We start from the raw sequence: 16,534 nt of genomic DNA, 5'->3' as shown, positions 1-16,534 counted from the left end.
ATGAGCAATATTAATTTAATCGATTCATTTCAAGAATTCAAAGAGTTCAAGAACATCGACCGTCCTACGGTGATCAGTGTGCTGGAAGAAGTATTTCGTAGCATGTTACGTAAGAAATATGGTACTGATGAGAATTGTGATGTAATTGTTAACCCTGATAATGGTGATTTAGAGATCTGGCGTACAAGAAAAGTAATGGAAGACGGCTTTTCTGAAGATGATGATCTTGAAATCGAATTGGCAGAGGTTAAGCAGTTAGATGCAGATATGGAAGTTGGAGACGACTACATTGAGCAGATTACTTTAGAGAGTTTTGGAAGAAGAGCTATTTTAGCTGCACGTCAGACACTGGTATCTAAAGTACTTGAATTAGAGAAAGACGAGATCTTTAAGAAATATAAGGACAGAGTTGGAGAAATCGTAACAGGAGAAGTTTACCAGGTTTGGAAAAAAGAAACGTTAGTACTGGATGATGAAGGTAATGAGTTGATCATGCCTAAAACTGAACAGATACCAGCTGATTATTTCAAAAAAGGTGATACTGTACGTGCGGTAATCTTAAAGGTGGATATGATGAATAGCACCCCAAAGATTATCATTTCAAGAATTGCTCCTGAGTTTTTACAACGTTTGTTTGAAATTGAGGTTCCTGAGATCTTTGATGGTTTAATTACAATTAAGAAAATTGTTCGTGAACCAGGAGAACGTGCTAAAGTAGCTGTGGAATCTTATGATGACAGAATTGACCCGGTGGGTGCTTGTGTTGGTATGAAGGGTTCACGTATTCATGGAATCGTGAGAGAACTTAAAAATGAGAATATTGATGTAATCAATTTCACTAATAATGTTTCTCTTTATATCACAAGAGCTTTGAGCCCTGCTAAAATCACTTCAATCAAATTGGATGATGTAACTAAACATGCTTCGGTTTACCTGAAGCCTGATCAGGTTTCTCTTGCAATTGGCCGTGGTGGACATAATATTAAACTTGCCGGTAAATTAACTGGTTACGAAATTGATGTTTACCGTGAAGCTGGTGAAGAAGATGAAGATGTGGATATCGAAGAATTCTCAGATGAAATCGATAGCTGGATCATTGACGAATTGAAGGCAATTGGTTGTGATACTGCAAGAAGCGTACTAGCGCTGTCAGTAGACGAATTAGTAAAAAGAACTGATCTGGAGGAAGAAACTATTAAAGAAGTTATCAGTATATTACAGTCAGAATTTGAATAAGCGTTGACTTGATGAGAAAAAACAAGAATAAACGTTACTTTTGTATAAGAATTAAGAAAAAATAGGATATCAATGTCAGACGACAAACCAATAATTTTATTCAAAGCAGTTAAGGAACTTAACGTAGGGATAGCTACGGCCGTTGAGTTTTTAGAAAAGAAAGGCTTTTCTGTTGAGAATAAACCCACTACTAAACTCTCCCGCGATATGTATAATGCATTATTGAAAGAGTTTCAGGGAGATAAAATCGTAAAAGAAGAAGCCAATCAAATTGTTATAGGTAAAATTCGTCGTGATGAGCCTGAAGTAACTGAAAAAGTTACGGATGCACCTAGAAAGAATGTTGAATTCGAAAGCGAGGGTATTTTAATCAAAAACCTTCATTCCTATACTCCTCCTACAGTTGAGAAACCTAAGGAAGAAGTAACTCCTGAACCTGCTCCTGAAAAAGAAGCAGAAGTGGAAAAGGAAACTGAAAAGGTTGAAGAAGGAACATTGAAAGGTGTTAAAATTGTAGGGAAAATTAATCTTGACGATTTAAACGCTAAGACCCGCCCTGCAAAAAAAGAAGAACTTCCAGCTGCTGAAGTTGTTAAAGCTGAAGCTCCGGTTGTACCGGCTGCTCCCGTTGAAACACCTGCACCAGCAGCGATTATCCCGGAGGCACCTAAGGTAGTTCAGGAGGAAGTTAAGCCAGTAGAAAAACCTATTGAGGCTAAACCTGTTGAAATTAAACCTGAAGTAGTTAAAGCTGTGGAAGAAGAAGTTAAAGAAGAAAAACCAAAACCTGTGGAATCACCTGTTGTTAAAGCAGAGCCGGTTAAAGAAGTTGTTGCACCGAAAGCGGATAAACCTGACGAAGTTGAGGTTATCAAAGCCCGTTCTGTAAAACTTTCCGGACCAAATATTATTGGTAAAATTGTCTTGCCGACAACACCTGAACGTAAATCGCAACCTGTCGCTTCTTCAGCGGACAGCAATGATGCGAAAAGGAAACGCAAGCGTAAAAAGGCTCCGGGTGCACCTGGACAGCATCAGTCGTCGGGAGGTAATCCTTCAGCGCCTGGTCAGCAAGGAGGAAACAATCCTGCTACACCTGCAAAACCTGCAGGCGTGCCAACTTTTACCAACAGACCTGATTTCAGGAACAATACAAACAATACAGCCAACAGGCCAAACTTTAGAAACAGCAAACCAGGCGGACCTGGAGGCTCTAAAGAAGAACCTACGGAAAAAGAAATACAAGATCAGATTAAAGCAACGCTTGCACGTTTAAGCGGAGCTGGTAAATCTGGTAAATTTGCACAACGTGCAAAACTGCGTCGTGGTAAGCGTGATGATGTGGCTCTTTCTGCGGAAGAAGCTGCAATGGAACAGGAACTACAGTCTAAAGTGTTGAAAGTAACAGAATTTGTTACGGCAAACGAATTAGCGAGCATGATGGATGTACCGGTTACCAAAATTATTGGTACTTGTATGAGTCTTGGTATGTTCGTTTCGATCAATCAGCGTTTAGATGCAGAAACATTAACGATCGTTGCAGATGAATTTGGTTACGAGATACAATTCGTTAAACCAGATGATGAAGGCGATAGTATCATTGAAGAATTAGATAATCCTGAAGATTTAGTACCAAGAGCACCGGTAGTTACGATCATGGGTCACGTGGATCATGGTAAGACCTCTTTACTGGATTATATCCGTAAAGCGAATGTGGTAGCTGGTGAAGCGGGTGGTATTACACAGCACATTGGTGCTTATATGGTAACTACACCAACTGGTAAAAAGGTAACCTTCCTGGATACACCGGGTCACGAAGCCTTTACAGCGATGCGTGCACGTGGTGCGAAAGTAGCGGATATTGCAATTATTGTTGTTGCAGCGGATGATGCAGTGATGCCTCAGACTAAAGAAGCAATCAGTCATGCTCAGGCAGCTGGAGTTCCTTTGGTATTCGCCTTCACAAAAATTGATAAACCGGGAGCTAACTCTGATAAGATCCGTGAACAATTATCGATCATGAATATCCTGGTAGAGGATTGGGGCGGTAAATTCCAGTCTCAGGAAATCTCAGGTAAAAGCGGCTTAAATGTTGATCTTTTATTAGATAAAGTACTATTAGAAGCTGAATTGTTAGAATTAACAGCTAATCCTAATAAACGTGCTACTGGTAGTGTAATTGAAGCGACATTAGATAAAGGACGTGGTATTGTGACTACTGTACTGGTTCAGGCTGGTACGTTAAAAGTAGGTGATCCGATTTTAGCGGGTAGCTACAGTGGTCGTGTGAAAGCGTTATTTAACGAACGTGGACAAAAAGTAGAACAAGCCGGACCTTCAGTACCAGTACAGGTATTGGGTATGCAGGGCGCACCTACAGCAGGTGATAAATTCAATGCTGTAGAAAATGAGTCTGAAGCGAGAGAGATTGCAAACAAACGTTTACAATTGATGCGTGAGCAGGGCTTAAGAACACAGAAACACATTACGCTGGATGAGATTGGCCGTCGTTTGGCGATTGGTAACTTTAAAGAGCTTAACCTGATTGTTAAAGGTGATGTGGATGGTTCGATTGAGGCATTAGCCGATTCATTACTGAAATTATCTACCGAAGAGATTCAGATTAATATCATCAGTAAAGCGGTAGGTCAGATTTCAGAATCTGATGTATTGTTAGCTTCGGCTTCTGATGCGATTATCATCGGTTTCCAGGTTCGTCCTTCTTCAGGTGCAAGAAAGCTTGCTGAAGCTGAGCAAATCGATATCCGTCTGTACTCAATTATCTATGATGCGATCAATGAGATCAAAGCTGCGATGGAAGGTATGCTTGCTCCTGAATTCCAGGAGAAAATTACTGCAAACGTAGAGATCAGAGATACCTTCAAGATCACGAAAGTAGGAACGATTGCTGGTTGTATGGTATTGGATGGAACGATTACACGTAACAGTAAGATCCGTATTGTAAGAGACGGTGTGGTTGTTTACACTGGTGAGCTGGCTTCACTGAAACGTTATAAAGATGACGTGAAAGAAGTAGCAAGAGGTTACGAATGTGGTCTGAACATACAGAATTTTAATAACATTGAAGTTGGTGATATCGTTGAAGCTTACGAACAAGTAGAAGTAAAAAGAAAGTTATAAATTTATAAATAACACATACCAAAAGGCCCTGTTAATGAATCTTGTAAAAGATTTTTAACAGGGCCTTTTTTATGAACAGAGGTTTGGGCTTAGTGCCTATATTTTTATCCAGCCTGCCGGCAACAGTGCAGAGGTATCGTATTGATCTCCATGAAGCCACTTTTTAGGGCCTATAACTATCTTTTCCGGATTGTTATTAAGCCATGCTGCCCACCAGCTAAAGCTGCTGTTTGCAATGATATTATGCTTGCAAGCACTCATTAATTGCATGTCAATGTAACTTTGTGTCCCTTTATTCCATGAAATAAATTCACAATTCTTAATATTCAGGTTATTAACACACCAATCAATGTCATTAGAGAATAGGAAGAATTTTGCGGCTTCTGTTCTTGATTGTATGATTTGTAAAGCCTGATCATAATATTCTTTCTCACAAAGGCCTCCAAATGCGGGATGATTAACATAATCACCTCTTCTTACATGTACTCCAACACTGTTTGTTTGTTCTATTTTTTTTAGGGTATCAATGTTTTGTTGAGCTGTTAATGGACTGAATTTAAAATCTTTTCTTATCTCATCAGCAATATCAATGAAGTAATTTTCATTTTGCCAGAAGCCTGAGTAATACCTTGATTTAGAATTGGAGAAAATTGCAGGATCATATGTAAAGTCTTTCTCTTCGGCTTTATGATACTTTTTTAAGTTAAGCACTCTTCTGATCTTTCGATAGATCCATTTTCTGTTTTTTATATCATAGATACCGCCTGTAAATGGTGAAACTTTGTTTGTACTTACCTGAAAAATATCTTCTAATTCATAGCCATTGTGTGCAGTATCGAAATTAAAACTATTTAAATCTACTTTAACATCTGGATATTTCTTACTGAGGGCTTTATAACAGGCATATTGGAACATTTGGTTACCTAACCCGCCTAAAAAACGAATAATTTTCATGATGATATTTTTTTGATAAAATGAAAACAACCGCATCCACAAAATTGTCTCGCAAGCAATTGTTGATCAGGATCTACAATTAAACCTCCATCCTTGCCTTCTTCAGGTATAAATGCAAATTCCTTGAGTTCAAGATCTGAAAACAGTTTTAAAACTTGTTCTTTAGTGTATATTCGATGTGCATTAAAACATATTAAATCTTTTGCTCCTAATGGTACTACAAAAAATAAACTTCCATTTGCTGCAAGAACTCTTTTAAGTTCATTAATTGCTTTGATATCTCCATCATAGTCTAATGGGTCTCCGTATCTGCCTAAGCCTATATGTTCTATGGTGTGCATACACGAGATCGACTCAATTGAATCGGACTTGAAAGGTAAATTCATCAAGTCTCCGTTTAGTGATTTTAAATCCGACAGATGCAGGTCCGCAGGTCTATAGTCATAAAAGTCGACAGGAATGAAAGCTGATAAAATGGAGCAGAAATGAAGGGTCGATGAGATATCAATATGTTTTGCTGGATTGTTGTTTTTAATAATTCTGGCTGCCCAAGCCGGGTGATAAACGTAATGCCTGTCAAAACCTGTTTCGGTTGTATTATCATATAGACATGGAAAAAAATCACGTTCATCAATAATAAAACGCTTTTTACTTTGTTTTTCCAAACTAAGCAGCTGATAGTATTGATCTCTAAAATTTAATTTCAGTTTCCTCTTTAAGAGCATCCTTTTTATCTTTCTAATCATACTTATAAAGTTCTATAACGTTTTTTATTAACTCTTAAATGTTTATTACATCCTAAAATAACTTTATAATTTATCTCTTCGCTCAAAATCAACGATTTTCTGAAGAATTGGATCATTTTTGAATTTTAAATTAAGCAGGTATGTGATTATTTTTTTTTCGTGGTTGCGCTTTTCTTTTGAACTTATAAATATAGCTCTGAACAGTGAGCGCAATAAGACAAAGAACTTATTTGTACCATCTGCATCTAAATGTAGTTTGAGTTTAGTAAGAAAATAATATTTTTCCAGTATTATGCTGGATTCTGCAAAGCCTGCATATAATGCTTCTCTGTAACTTACTTCTAATCTGTTTGAGGGTATATAATGATTAAAAACCAGTGTTGGATCATAAATGAGTTTATAACCTTTTAAAATGAGCCGCTGACAGTATTCGCTATCTTCCCCGGCAGATAACTTTTCCCCTTCCCGGCCGACAAGCAATGAGGGGAAATATTTAAATAAATCCTTATAAAGATTTGTTCTTGTGCCTAATCCGGCCCCCCATAAATAACCTCTTGATGAGGTTACGTCTCCAATGATGCTTCCTTGTTTTCCAATAGCATATCCTTCGGAATAATTCTCAAACCAAGACGGATATGTCCCAGAATCGTTTACCATGATAGATTGCCCACCTACAGCTCCAATAGTAGGATCTTCTTCGAGCAAATGATAGGTTTTTTGAACATAATCCGGAGCTAGCCAATTGTCATCATCACAAATGATAAGATATTCAAATTGTGCTAAAGCAGAACCTGCTTTCAATGCATTTATTTTTCCTGGCTTTGACTCAGTTATTGCATTAAAATGAACACCTGGTAAATTATATTTGTTCCACTCAGCTTTGGCAATGCTTAATGAGTTGTCTGTTGAAGCATTATCTATCACAATGATTTCCCATTTTATAGTATTGCTTATTACTTGGGCAGCGAGATGCGCAAGAGTTTGAGGTAGTCTTGAAGAGCCATTGTAAGTGCAAATGAGAATAGTTAAACCTTTACTATCTTTTAGTAATTTATTTGAGTGTATTGTCACGAATACTAAATCTACGGTTTTATGAAAAAATGAAGATATGGGCTAATTTGTTTGAATGCACCCATTTGATAATTGTTTTCAAAGCTACATAATTCACTTCTTTAATTTGTGAAAAGATATTCAAACCGATTAGAATTATGTTTTTTTGCGTTCATTTAACAATACATCTATTTCTCTAGAGGTTATATTTTACAATTACTGATCTTTTTAAATACCATGAGATCGGGTGTTTGAAAAATAATATAAATGATTTGGTATGGCAATCATAATGATTTTTAATTCCCACATTTATGTGTAACTATCTAATTGGCTGATTAAACTTGTGGCGATTAATTACTAACTTTGCCAAGCTAAACAGACCTTTAACTGAAGGAATATAGAAGTTTCATTGAAATTATGTTAGAGAAATACCCTAAAATAACTGTAATAACACCATCTTTTAACCAGGGAGCATATCTGGAGCATACCATAACTTCGATTTTGAATCAGGGATATCCTAATTTGGAATATATTGTTATTGATGGTGGTAGTACGGATCATTCGATAGAGATTATAAAAAAATATGAACACCTTTTAACTTATTGGGTCAGCGAAAAAGATAAGGGTCTATACCATGCCTTACAGAAAGGATTTTCGCGGTCAACGGGAGAAATTATGTGTTGGATAAATTCTGATGATATGCATCATAGAAGATCCTTAATGACTATAGCAGAACTCTTTAAAGATTTCCCGGATATTAACTGGATCATGGGAAAAAATACCTTTTATGATGAGCAGGGCAGGGAGTTTATTTATGGCACTAATATGTTTAATGAAAGGTGGTCAAAGTGGAAAATGTACGATCAGGATGGCGAATATATTCAACAGGAATCTGTTTTCTGGAGACGTAGTTTATGGGAAAAATCTGGTGCTTATATAGATACGAATCTTTCTCTTGCTAGTGACGCTGAGTTATGGTTAAGGTTCTTCAGACATGATCAGCTTTATTCAACAGAACTTTTGCTTTCCGGATTCCGTTTCAGAAGTGGAATTCAAAAGAGTAAAGATCAAAGGGAAGAATATATAGCGGAACTCAGTACTGTCATTCAACGGGAATTAAGTATAGGAAATACAAGAGCTTATTTTCGGTTTATGCGTTTTATGAAATTTTTCGCAAAGCTTATTCCCCTGTTTAAATTAAAAAGTAAGATTACTATGAAAGTTATGGCTATGCCTCCAAAAATAGTTTATAATCCTGATGGAACTTACAGATTTAGCTGGAAATAGACCTGTTAGCTCTGTTAAATAACCACCATTTTAATTCTCTGAACATAAATCTTGACCAGATAGAGAAGCCAAAATACTTAAGCATCAGACCACTTTTTTCTTTCTCAAAGAGTTCGTCTTTTGATAAAGAAGAAATACCTGTTTCGTTGAAATCAGCAATGACAAAATCGGCAAACTGAATTTTAAAGTCTGGGTCAGCCCAGCATTTCATATTGAGATGATGGTCTGCTGAGATGCGGTATCTTTCGTCGAAATGATATTTATCAAAAACCCTTTTAGGATAGATCATAGATTGGTGACAGATCCCTATTTTGGCTTGGTTATATGGGCTCAGGTAGCCTAAATACTTTTCTTTGCCCTTCAGTACGCTTCCATAGTATATAGCATTTTTTTCTTGAAGGCCATTTAACATAGGGGAGAAATCGGGTAAGAGGAGATCGTCAGCGCCTAAAAAATAGACCCAATCTCCAGTCACCATTTTTAATGCCTTATTCATAGCATCATATATTCCTTTATCCTTTTCACTGATCCATTTCGTGATGATATCACTATTTTTTTTCAGAATATCTACTGTTCCGTCCTGACTTAATCCATCAACTACAATAACCTCGAATGAAGCGTATGTTTGTTTTTTAATACTGTCCAGGCAGTTTTGCAAATCGCGGACTGCATTATAGGTAACGATAACAATAGATACTTTGTCCATGAAAAACTTATTTTTTGATATTAATCTTGATGGTATTGTGAAATGCCAAGGTCACAGCTTTTTATCGCATCTTTTAAAGTACGATTAAGAATTTCGTCATTCACTAATAAATGAGTCCTGGCTATCTCAGGATGATAAATATGAAAAGTAATCGCGGCAAATTTAATAATCCTTTTCTTTATACCAGCATTTACAAGCCTGATAGCAAGTTCACTGTCCTCTCTTCCCCACCCTACTATAGCTTCATTATATCCGTTCACCTTCAATAAGTCTGTTTTCCAGAAAGCCATGTTACAGCCCCGTACATAAGTAATATTACCTGCTTTATACCTGCTGGCAAGGAAATCGGTAAGAAAGGGCAACTTTATTCCATTCGAAAAATTGGTTATTCCTTTAGAGAAAATGGAGACTTTAATATTAGTTTCCTTGATTAATTTCGCTGATAAAGCAGAAGACATATTGACACGCGTACCGGAAACGAAACTTCCGGGGCTTGCGAATTTCATATGATCACTAATAAAGTTCTTCTCAAGGATAAGATCCCCATCAATCTGCACGATATAGGGCTTAGAAGCTCTAACTATTGCTTTATTTCTGATTTTTGAGAGTTGAAAACCATCATCCTGTTGCCAGACATGAATTAAAGGGATCGGAAAGTCTTTTTGATGTCTTGCGATTAGGTTTTTGGTTTCCTCAGCAGAGCCATCATCTGCAATAATGACTTCATCAGGCAGTATGCGTTGTTTACTAATGCTGATTAAGCATAGGTCTAAAGCTTCAGTCCAGTTGTAGGTAGAAACAATCAATGAAATACCTGAAAGTGCTGGTCTATTCATGTTTGATTGAATTAGAGCTGTGCAATACCATTATCACAAGCTTTTATCTTTTTTAGGAGTGTATTCTGTACAACCTGGGCATGTACTGGCTCGTTTGTTCTCGAGGTCTCTCCATGTGACAAATGAAATTGAATAGCCTTGAATTTAACTGCTTTCTTCAGTTTCCCGTTATTAATAAATCTTGCAGCAAGTTCCTCATCTTCATGTCCCCAGCCTTTAAGGTCGTTATTATATCCATTGATCAGTAAAAAATCTGATTTCCAATAAGCTAAGTTACTTCCTCTTACGCTATTTGAATTCTTTATTTTCTTCTCAAATAAAAATGCCAGCAAGGGTAAACGAATTGCATTAAAGCGGTTAATTATCCCTTTAGACAAGAAATTAAAGCTGATCTTTTCTGTGCTATAAATTTCAGGCAGCATTTTTTGAGTAATATGAGCACGCGTGCCCCTCACAAAAACATCTGTTTCGGCAAGCGATTGATGATCTTTGATAAAGTTCTGATCCAGGATAACGTCTCCATCTACCTGAACAATATAATTCCCTTTAGCCTTTTTAATGGCAGTATTTAAGCTGATAGATTTTCGGAATCCTGAATCTTCATGCCAGATATGAATTAAAGGAACTGGAAAAATACGTTGGAATTTTTCAATTAATAATCTGGTATCCTGTCCTGATCCGTCATCTGCAATGATAACTTCAGCCGGAAGCACTTTTTGATTTTTAATACTTAATAAGCATAAATTAAGTGCTTCCGGCCAATTGTATGTAGCTACGATAAGTGACGTTACAAGCATATAAAATAATTAATCTGCAAAGGTCTGCATATCTATTAATCTTCTGTAAAGACCATTCTGATTAAGTAAAGCAGAGTGATTTCCGGATTCGACAATTTTACCATTGTCAACCACAAGTATCATATCCGCATGCTGAATTGTACTTAGCCTGTGCGCGATTATAATAGATGTCCTGTTTTCCATCAATCTGTTCAGTGCATCCTGTACAAGTCTTTCAGACTCAGTATCCAGTGCCGATGTAGCCTCATCAAGGAGCATAATCGGCGGATTTGCTAAGACAGCTCTGGCAATACAAATACGTTGTTTCTGTCCTCCTGATAATTTATTTCCCCTGTCTCCGATACTGGTTTCATAACCGTTCTCTGTATTCAGAATAAAATCATGGGCATTGGCGATTTTCGCTGCCGCAATAACTTCATCTTTGGTTGCGTCAGGTTTACCAAAAGCAATATTGTTGAAAATAGTTTCGTTGAAAAGAATTGATTCCTGGTTAACAGTGCCCATTTGGTGCCTCAGGCTATCCAGAGAGATGTCTTTTAAGTTAATGTTATCGAAATAAATACCTCCTGCTTTAGGATCATAAAAGCGTGGGATCAAATCAATCATTGTACTTTTCCCCCCACCAGATGGACCTACAAGTGCAATGTTCTGACCTTTCTTTACCGTAAAGCTGACATCTTTTAATACTTCTTTCTCACCGTAATTGAAAGACACGTTTTCAAAACGTATAGTTTCTTTGAAATCCTGAAGTTGTATGGCATTTTCTGCATCTGTCAATTCAGGTTTAGTATCGATAAGATCTAATACCCTTACGCCAGCTGCCAGTCCTGAGTGAATAGAGCTGAATGAATCAGATAGTGCTTTTACAGGCTGCATAACCTGTGAAAAGGTAGCAATGTATACCAGGAATTTTGAAGGGGTAAGATCTCCTTGATGCTGTAGAATCATACTTCCTCCATAAAGGACTATAAATACAACAACCAATACACCAAGGGTTTGTGAAACAGGGGATGCCAGTTGCTGTCTGCGCGCCATCTTTCTGTTCAAATCTGAATAAACAAGATTCTCATTATGGAATTTATCCTTGATTCTAAGCGTTGCATTAAATGCTTTAATGATCCTGATTCCACCCAGCGCTTCATCTAAAAAGCCAATCATTCTTGCAAAGCTTTCGTGAGATTCTCTGGCTTGCTGCTTTAATCTTTTAACAATTTTACTAATAATAAAGCCAGAAACCGGAATCACCAAAAGTGAGAATAAAGTAAGTTTCAGCGAAATTGATAACAATACAACGATATAAAATATGAGCTGAACAGGCTCCTTGAATACGACCTGTAAAGTGTTGGTTACTGTGCCCTGCACGACTTGCACATCTGAGGCAACTTTTGAGATAATATCACCTTTTCTCTCATTATTGAAATAGCCCAGATGAAGATCCATCACATTGTTAAAAACCGATTTCCGCAGATTTAGCAGGGTGTGTACTCTCAGATCTTCCATAAATCGCTGAGAGAGGTAGCGAAAAAGATTCGCTAAAAATACACAGATTACAATGGCTCCGCATACAATTTTAAGGGTGTATAGTTTGCCATAGTTCTCAATAGTATAATTGATGTAGGCGTTAATGTGTCCGATGAAGTCAAATGCTGAGGCTTTTTCCAGTAAAGTAGGTCCGGCAGTTGCTGCCCTGGAAGAAAAAAGTGTTTCCAGTAACGGCCCCAGTAAAGTAAATAGGAGTGTATTGAAAAATATAGCAAGTATAGTTACCAAAGCATATGGAATAGCATATTTTTCTATAGGCTTTGAAAAGGATAATAATCTAAAATAGGTCTTCATTAAAATCTAAAAATTTTTCAAAGTTACGGATTTACGGGCTATTTAATGATTTTGTAGTTTTTATATTCACCAATACGCCATCCAGTTAGCATTTCAATCCGGTGCAGAAACATTCTCCGGGGGGATAAATCTATCTTATTGGGATTGTGTTTGAAAGTCCAGTCTTGTGCTGCAATGGTATCTTTCATCGTTGCCGGATGCGGCTCTTCGAAAGGAGCAAGAATATCTGCAACAGTTCCGAAATCGAAGGTCTTGAATTTTTTATAGTGTTCGAGAACGTGTTCTTTCGGCGCATAATAACTGCCAAAGCTCTTAACTTTTCCCAGCAATAAATCAGGATTCCGGCAATAAGAGTAATGAAATATACGGGCATTCAGCAATTTAACCTTTAGCTTCCTGCTGTTCGTGTTTTTTTCGTAATCTGCTAAGGACGGGTAACTTCTAAACCCTTGTGAATCTTTATAAGAATAATAAGAAGGGTCATTTCTGATAATCCTGATTTCCCTGCGGTGCCATTTTCTGGTTGTACCTCTATGTTTATAATCCCCTATGAAATGAAGAAAGTTGAATAAGAACCCTTCTACTTTTTTATCATGCAGGTTATCTTCCATGGCTTTTTTTATTTCGGCCAGGTCATCTTCATGGAATACTTCGTCAGATTGAATATGAAATGCCCAGTCACCAGTTACTGCTTTCAGGCCGATATTGGATTGCTGAGCGAATACTTTACCTCCTTTAATTAAATCATCATCCCAAACGGTATCTATGATCCTGATCTTGTCTGAGCCAATAGCTTCGATGGCTTCGCGTGTTCCGTCTTCCGATTTACCAACCACAGCTATAAATTCATCGCACAAAGGGAGTATAGATTTTATAGACTCAATTACAGGATATCCGTATTTGAAACTATTTCGCATATAAGTGAAGCCGCTTACTTTCATTTTGATCGCTTTGCTAAAGAATTACTAATTATTTATTTTGCTAAAGAATATATATTCTGGTTCTTTGCAGGCAAAGATAGATTAAGTTTTTGCCAATGAAAACCATAGCGCAATATTTGTCGGCCATACAAGAAGGTGATTATTTGTCTTTAGCCAGAGTACTGACACTTATTGAAAATTCTCTTCCCGGCAGTAGTGAAATCCTAAAGGAGCTTGTCATTAATCAGCAGACCCCGGTAATTGGGATCACTGGTCCTCCAGGGGCTGGTAAAAGTACGCTGGTCAATGCAATGATTGACAGGCTAAGTGAGCAGGATAAAAAAATTGCAGTGCTGGCTGTTGATCCTACTTCTCCTTTTAATCTGGGTTCTTTATTAGGCGACAGGGTCCGGATGTCTGCACATTTCAATAAACCCAACGTTTTTATCCGTTCTGTAGCAACACGGGGCTCTGTTGGAGGGCTTTCTGCAAAGATTATTGAGATGACTGATGTTTTAAAGGCAGCGGGTTTTGATTATATTATTGTAGAAACAGTTGGTGTTGGCCAGTCGGAGATTGAAATTGCAGGTTTGGCAGATATAACCATGGTTATTTTAGTTCCTGAAGCTGGTGATGAAATTCAGCATATTAAATCAGGTTTAATGGAAATAGGAGATGCTTTTGTAGTGAATAAAGCAGACCGGGAGGGAGCAGATAGTTTTGCCAATCAACTCAAGAAAATGCTGCATCAACGTGTTCATGCAGTGCCGGTATTTAAAACAGTTGCTGATAAACAAACCGGTGTGAATGAATTACTGGCCTGGCTTACAGGACTTGAAATCAGGAAGAATGAGAAAAAATTGTTCTTGTATACTGAAAAGGCATTCAAATTAATACAGAATGATAGAATGCAGGATGTCCTGAAAACTGAACTTCAACAGAAAATTGCTGAAGTTCTTGAACAGAAAGATTTTAACCTTTACCGGTTTGTAGGAGCATACCTTAAATAATTGCAGAATTACTCCTGTTTGAGTACAGGAGTAGTGAGTTGCTTTTTTTTCCAATGATCACCTCTTTCATATAAGAAAAACTTTCCGAGCTTATATTTTACTTTTAAATAGCCATTATAATCTGTGCCTAATATGCGGTGCGGGATTTCAGGATTGTCTTTTAAAGATTCCAAAATAGCTTGGGTATAAACAGTAGGCCCGGTCATTTGATGGACATCATGCGGATATTTGTTCTGACGGATATTTTCAAGAACCATTTCCATTGTTCTTTTTAAGAATGGATGTTCAGGACTATAAATTAATGCCCATTGTGCAAATAAATCAGGATTTCCTTCCCTGGTGATGATTGCGGCATCGCCAGGCTCAATGAATTGATTCAGGCTTCCGTTTATACCACTGTCAATATCTACGTAGACCCCACCTTTCTTATAGAGGACCGCATAACGGAAAAAATCTGCTTTGGCCGCTCCTATATTTATCTTTTTATAAAGTGATAAGACCTCTGCACCATATTCGTGGGCCAGGAAGGCCTCAATTCGCTGGTCGTCATAAAATTCATAAGTATAGTCAGGATTTTTCTTCCTGAACCGGGCGATGTGCCATCGGGTCAATAAGGGTAATTTAGACGTTTTGAAGGTCTGGTGTATGATTTTTGGTATTGACATGTTTTCTTATAAGGTTGAGCTGTTCATAATTTCTTCTATTTCTTCAGCTTCAATTGGAGTATTAGCCATTAAGTCGATGTTTCCATCTGCAGTAAGCACTATATTGTTTTCCAGCCTGATACCAAATCCTTCTGCAGGAATATAGATTCCAGGTTCACAGGTCAGGAGGTTTCCTTCTTGGAAAGGGATATAGCGGTTGGCAAAGTCATGGACATCAAGCCCGAGGTGATGGCTGATACCGTGCATAAAATATTTCTTGTAAGCTGGATATCCTGGATTTTGATTCTTCACTTCCTCCATCGAGATGAGTTTCAGCCCAACCAGCTGTTCAGTCATGAGCTCACCTGTCTGTTGATTATAATCACTTCCCAAAATGCCAGGCTTCATTAGTTTTATGGATTCCTGCAGCACATGCTGCACAGCTTTGTAGACACTTTTTTGTCTTGGTGTAAACTTGCCGTTTACAGGAATGGTACGGGATAAGTCTGCATTGTAGTTTGCATATTCTGCACCAAAATCCATCAGGATCACTTCGTTATCTTTACAAATTTGATTATTGTCGCCGTAATGAAGGATATTTGCGTTGTTGCCGGATGCAATTATCGGAGGGTAGGCATGCCCGGTAGCTTGCTGACGGATAAATTCATGTATAATCTCTGCTTCGATTTCATATTCAGTCACTTCTGGCTTAGTAAATTTAAGAACCCGTATAAAAGCGTCTCTGGTGATGTCACATGCTTTTTGGACCAACTGAACTTCTCCTTCAGATTTTGTTTCCCTCAGCTGACGCATAATTGGCGCTGCCCTTTCGTAATGATGTAATGGATATTTAGCTTTCATCTCTCCGATAAAACGGATATCGCGGTAAGCTACGGTATATGCTTTATTATCATTTTCATTCGTATTCAGATAAATATGCTCCGCATAAGTTATAATGCTGTGAAGAATATTATCAAAATCGGCTATCCAGTATATGTTTTTTATACCAGAAGCGCTTTCTGCCATTGCTTTAGTATATTTATGCCCTTCCCACACTTTAATATGCTCATTTGTCTGTCTTAAAAACAGGACTTCTCTATATAATGGATTAGGACAATCAGGATAAAGTAAGAGAACAGTGTCTTCCTGGTCTATGCCAGAGAGATAAAACAAGTCACAATTTTGTTTGAAAAGAAAATTCTGATCGCCACTTCTCGGGAACTCATCATTAGAATTTAATATAGCTAATGAGTTGTTTTTGAGGTGTTTATTGAAGTTTTTTCTGTGGTTAATAAACAGCTTGTTTTCTATATTCTGATATTTCATATTCAGCTTTATCTGTAGGCAAATAAAGGGAAATATATCGAATTC

The 16,534-nt window shown here is 37.4% G+C and carries 14 protein-coding genes; 4 read left to right on the top strand and 10 right to left on the bottom strand.

The window, feature by feature from the left end; genetic code table 11:
- Nucleotides 1–1,236 (top strand): transcription termination factor NusA, encoded by a 1,236-nt coding sequence (nusA, locus tag AY601_RS19670; protein ID WP_068404283.1) that lies wholly within the window; start codon nucleotides 1–3, stop codon nucleotides 1,234–1,236.
- 72 nt (nucleotides 1,237–1,308) lie between these two features.
- Nucleotides 1,309–4,377: a translation initiation factor IF-2 gene (gene infB / locus AY601_RS19665; protein ID WP_068404281.1), complete on the top strand. Its 3,069-nt coding sequence runs from the start codon at nucleotides 1,309–1,311 to the stop codon at nucleotides 4,375–4,377.
- 96 nt (nucleotides 4,378–4,473) lie between these two features.
- On the opposite strand, the gene AY601_RS19660 is transcribed toward infB, so the two are convergent.
- The 3 genes from AY601_RS19660 to AY601_RS19650 all read right to left on the bottom strand — a co-directional run bounded on the left by AY601_RS19660 (nucleotide 4,474) and on the right by AY601_RS19650 (nucleotide 7,148).
- A complete protein-coding gene (locus AY601_RS19660; protein ID WP_068407743.1) occupies nucleotides 4,474–5,331 on the bottom strand; it encodes an alpha-1,2-fucosyltransferase in 858 nt (285 codons plus the stop codon).
- On the bottom strand, nucleotides 5,328–5,996 hold the full coding sequence (locus AY601_RS19655) for a DUF268 domain-containing protein (RefSeq protein ID WP_198163559.1): 669 nt from the start codon (nucleotides 5,994–5,996) through the stop codon (nucleotides 5,328–5,330). The genes AY601_RS19660 and AY601_RS19655 overlap by 4 nt, the downstream gene beginning before the upstream one ends.
- Nucleotides 5,997–6,140: 144 nt before the next feature.
- Nucleotides 6,141–7,148, bottom strand: a complete 1,008-nt coding sequence (locus tag AY601_RS19650) for a glycosyltransferase (protein ID WP_068404277.1) — start codon at nucleotides 7,146–7,148, stop codon at nucleotides 6,141–6,143.
- Between the two features lie 396 nt (nucleotides 7,149–7,544).
- Here AY601_RS19650 and AY601_RS19645 point away from each other — a divergent pair, with 396 nt between their 5' ends.
- Entirely contained in the window at nucleotides 7,545–8,414 is an 870-nt protein-coding gene (locus AY601_RS19645) for a glycosyltransferase family 2 protein (protein WP_068404275.1), read from the top strand.
- On the opposite strand, the gene AY601_RS19640 is transcribed toward AY601_RS19645, so the two are convergent.
- The 5 genes from AY601_RS19640 to AY601_RS19620 are packed head-to-tail and all read right to left on the bottom strand — an operon-like array spanning nucleotide 8,401 to nucleotide 13,530.
- Entirely contained in the window at nucleotides 8,401–9,120 is a 720-nt protein-coding gene (locus AY601_RS19640; RefSeq protein WP_068404273.1) for a glycosyltransferase family 2 protein, read from the bottom strand. The genes AY601_RS19645 and AY601_RS19640 overlap by 14 nt on opposite strands.
- A gap of 20 nt (nucleotides 9,121–9,140) precedes the next feature.
- Nucleotides 9,141–9,956: a glycosyltransferase family 2 protein gene (locus AY601_RS19635; RefSeq protein WP_068404271.1), complete on the bottom strand. Its 816-nt coding sequence runs from the start codon at nucleotides 9,954–9,956 to the stop codon at nucleotides 9,141–9,143.
- An 11-nt stretch (nucleotides 9,957–9,967) separates the two neighbouring features.
- Nucleotides 9,968–10,753, bottom strand: coding sequence for a glycosyltransferase family 2 protein (locus AY601_RS19630; protein WP_068404268.1), 786 nt, complete (start codon nucleotides 10,751–10,753; stop codon nucleotides 9,968–9,970).
- A 9-nt stretch (nucleotides 10,754–10,762) separates the two neighbouring features.
- Nucleotides 10,763–12,589, bottom strand: coding sequence for an ABC transporter ATP-binding protein (locus AY601_RS19625; protein ID WP_068404266.1), 1,827 nt, complete (start codon nucleotides 12,587–12,589; stop codon nucleotides 10,763–10,765).
- 38 nt (nucleotides 12,590–12,627) lie between these two features.
- The gene (locus AY601_RS19620) at nucleotides 12,628–13,530 is read right to left on the bottom strand and encodes a glycosyltransferase (protein ID WP_068404264.1); all 903 of its coding nucleotides are present in this window, start codon (nucleotides 13,528–13,530) and stop codon (nucleotides 12,628–12,630) included.
- A 95-nt stretch (nucleotides 13,531–13,625) separates the two neighbouring features.
- On the opposite strand from AY601_RS19620, the gene meaB reads away from it, so the two are divergent.
- Nucleotides 13,626–14,519 (top strand): methylmalonyl Co-A mutase-associated GTPase MeaB, encoded by an 894-nt coding sequence (gene meaB, locus AY601_RS19615; RefSeq protein WP_068404262.1) that lies wholly within the window; start codon nucleotides 13,626–13,628, stop codon nucleotides 14,517–14,519.
- A gap of 8 nt (nucleotides 14,520–14,527) precedes the next feature.
- On the opposite strand, the gene AY601_RS19610 is transcribed toward meaB, so the two are convergent.
- Both AY601_RS19610 and AY601_RS19605 read right to left on the bottom strand, forming a co-directional pair.
- Complete coding sequence (locus tag AY601_RS19610; RefSeq protein ID WP_068404259.1) at nucleotides 14,528–15,184, bottom strand: glycosyltransferase family 32 protein; 657 nt, start codon at nucleotides 15,182–15,184, stop codon at nucleotides 14,528–14,530.
- Between the two features lie 6 nt (nucleotides 15,185–15,190).
- Nucleotides 15,191–16,489, bottom strand: coding sequence for an aminopeptidase P family protein (locus AY601_RS19605; RefSeq protein WP_068404257.1), 1,299 nt, complete (start codon nucleotides 16,487–16,489; stop codon nucleotides 15,191–15,193).
- Nucleotides 16,490–16,534 lie beyond the last annotated feature (45 nt).

The organism is Pedobacter cryoconitis, assembly GCF_001590605.1.
Lineage (GTDB): Bacteria > Bacteroidota > Bacteroidia > Sphingobacteriales > Sphingobacteriaceae > Pedobacter > Pedobacter cryoconitis_A.
The sequence above is the reverse complement of the archived record's forward strand: the minus strand, read 5'-3'. Positions and strand labels throughout refer to the sequence as shown.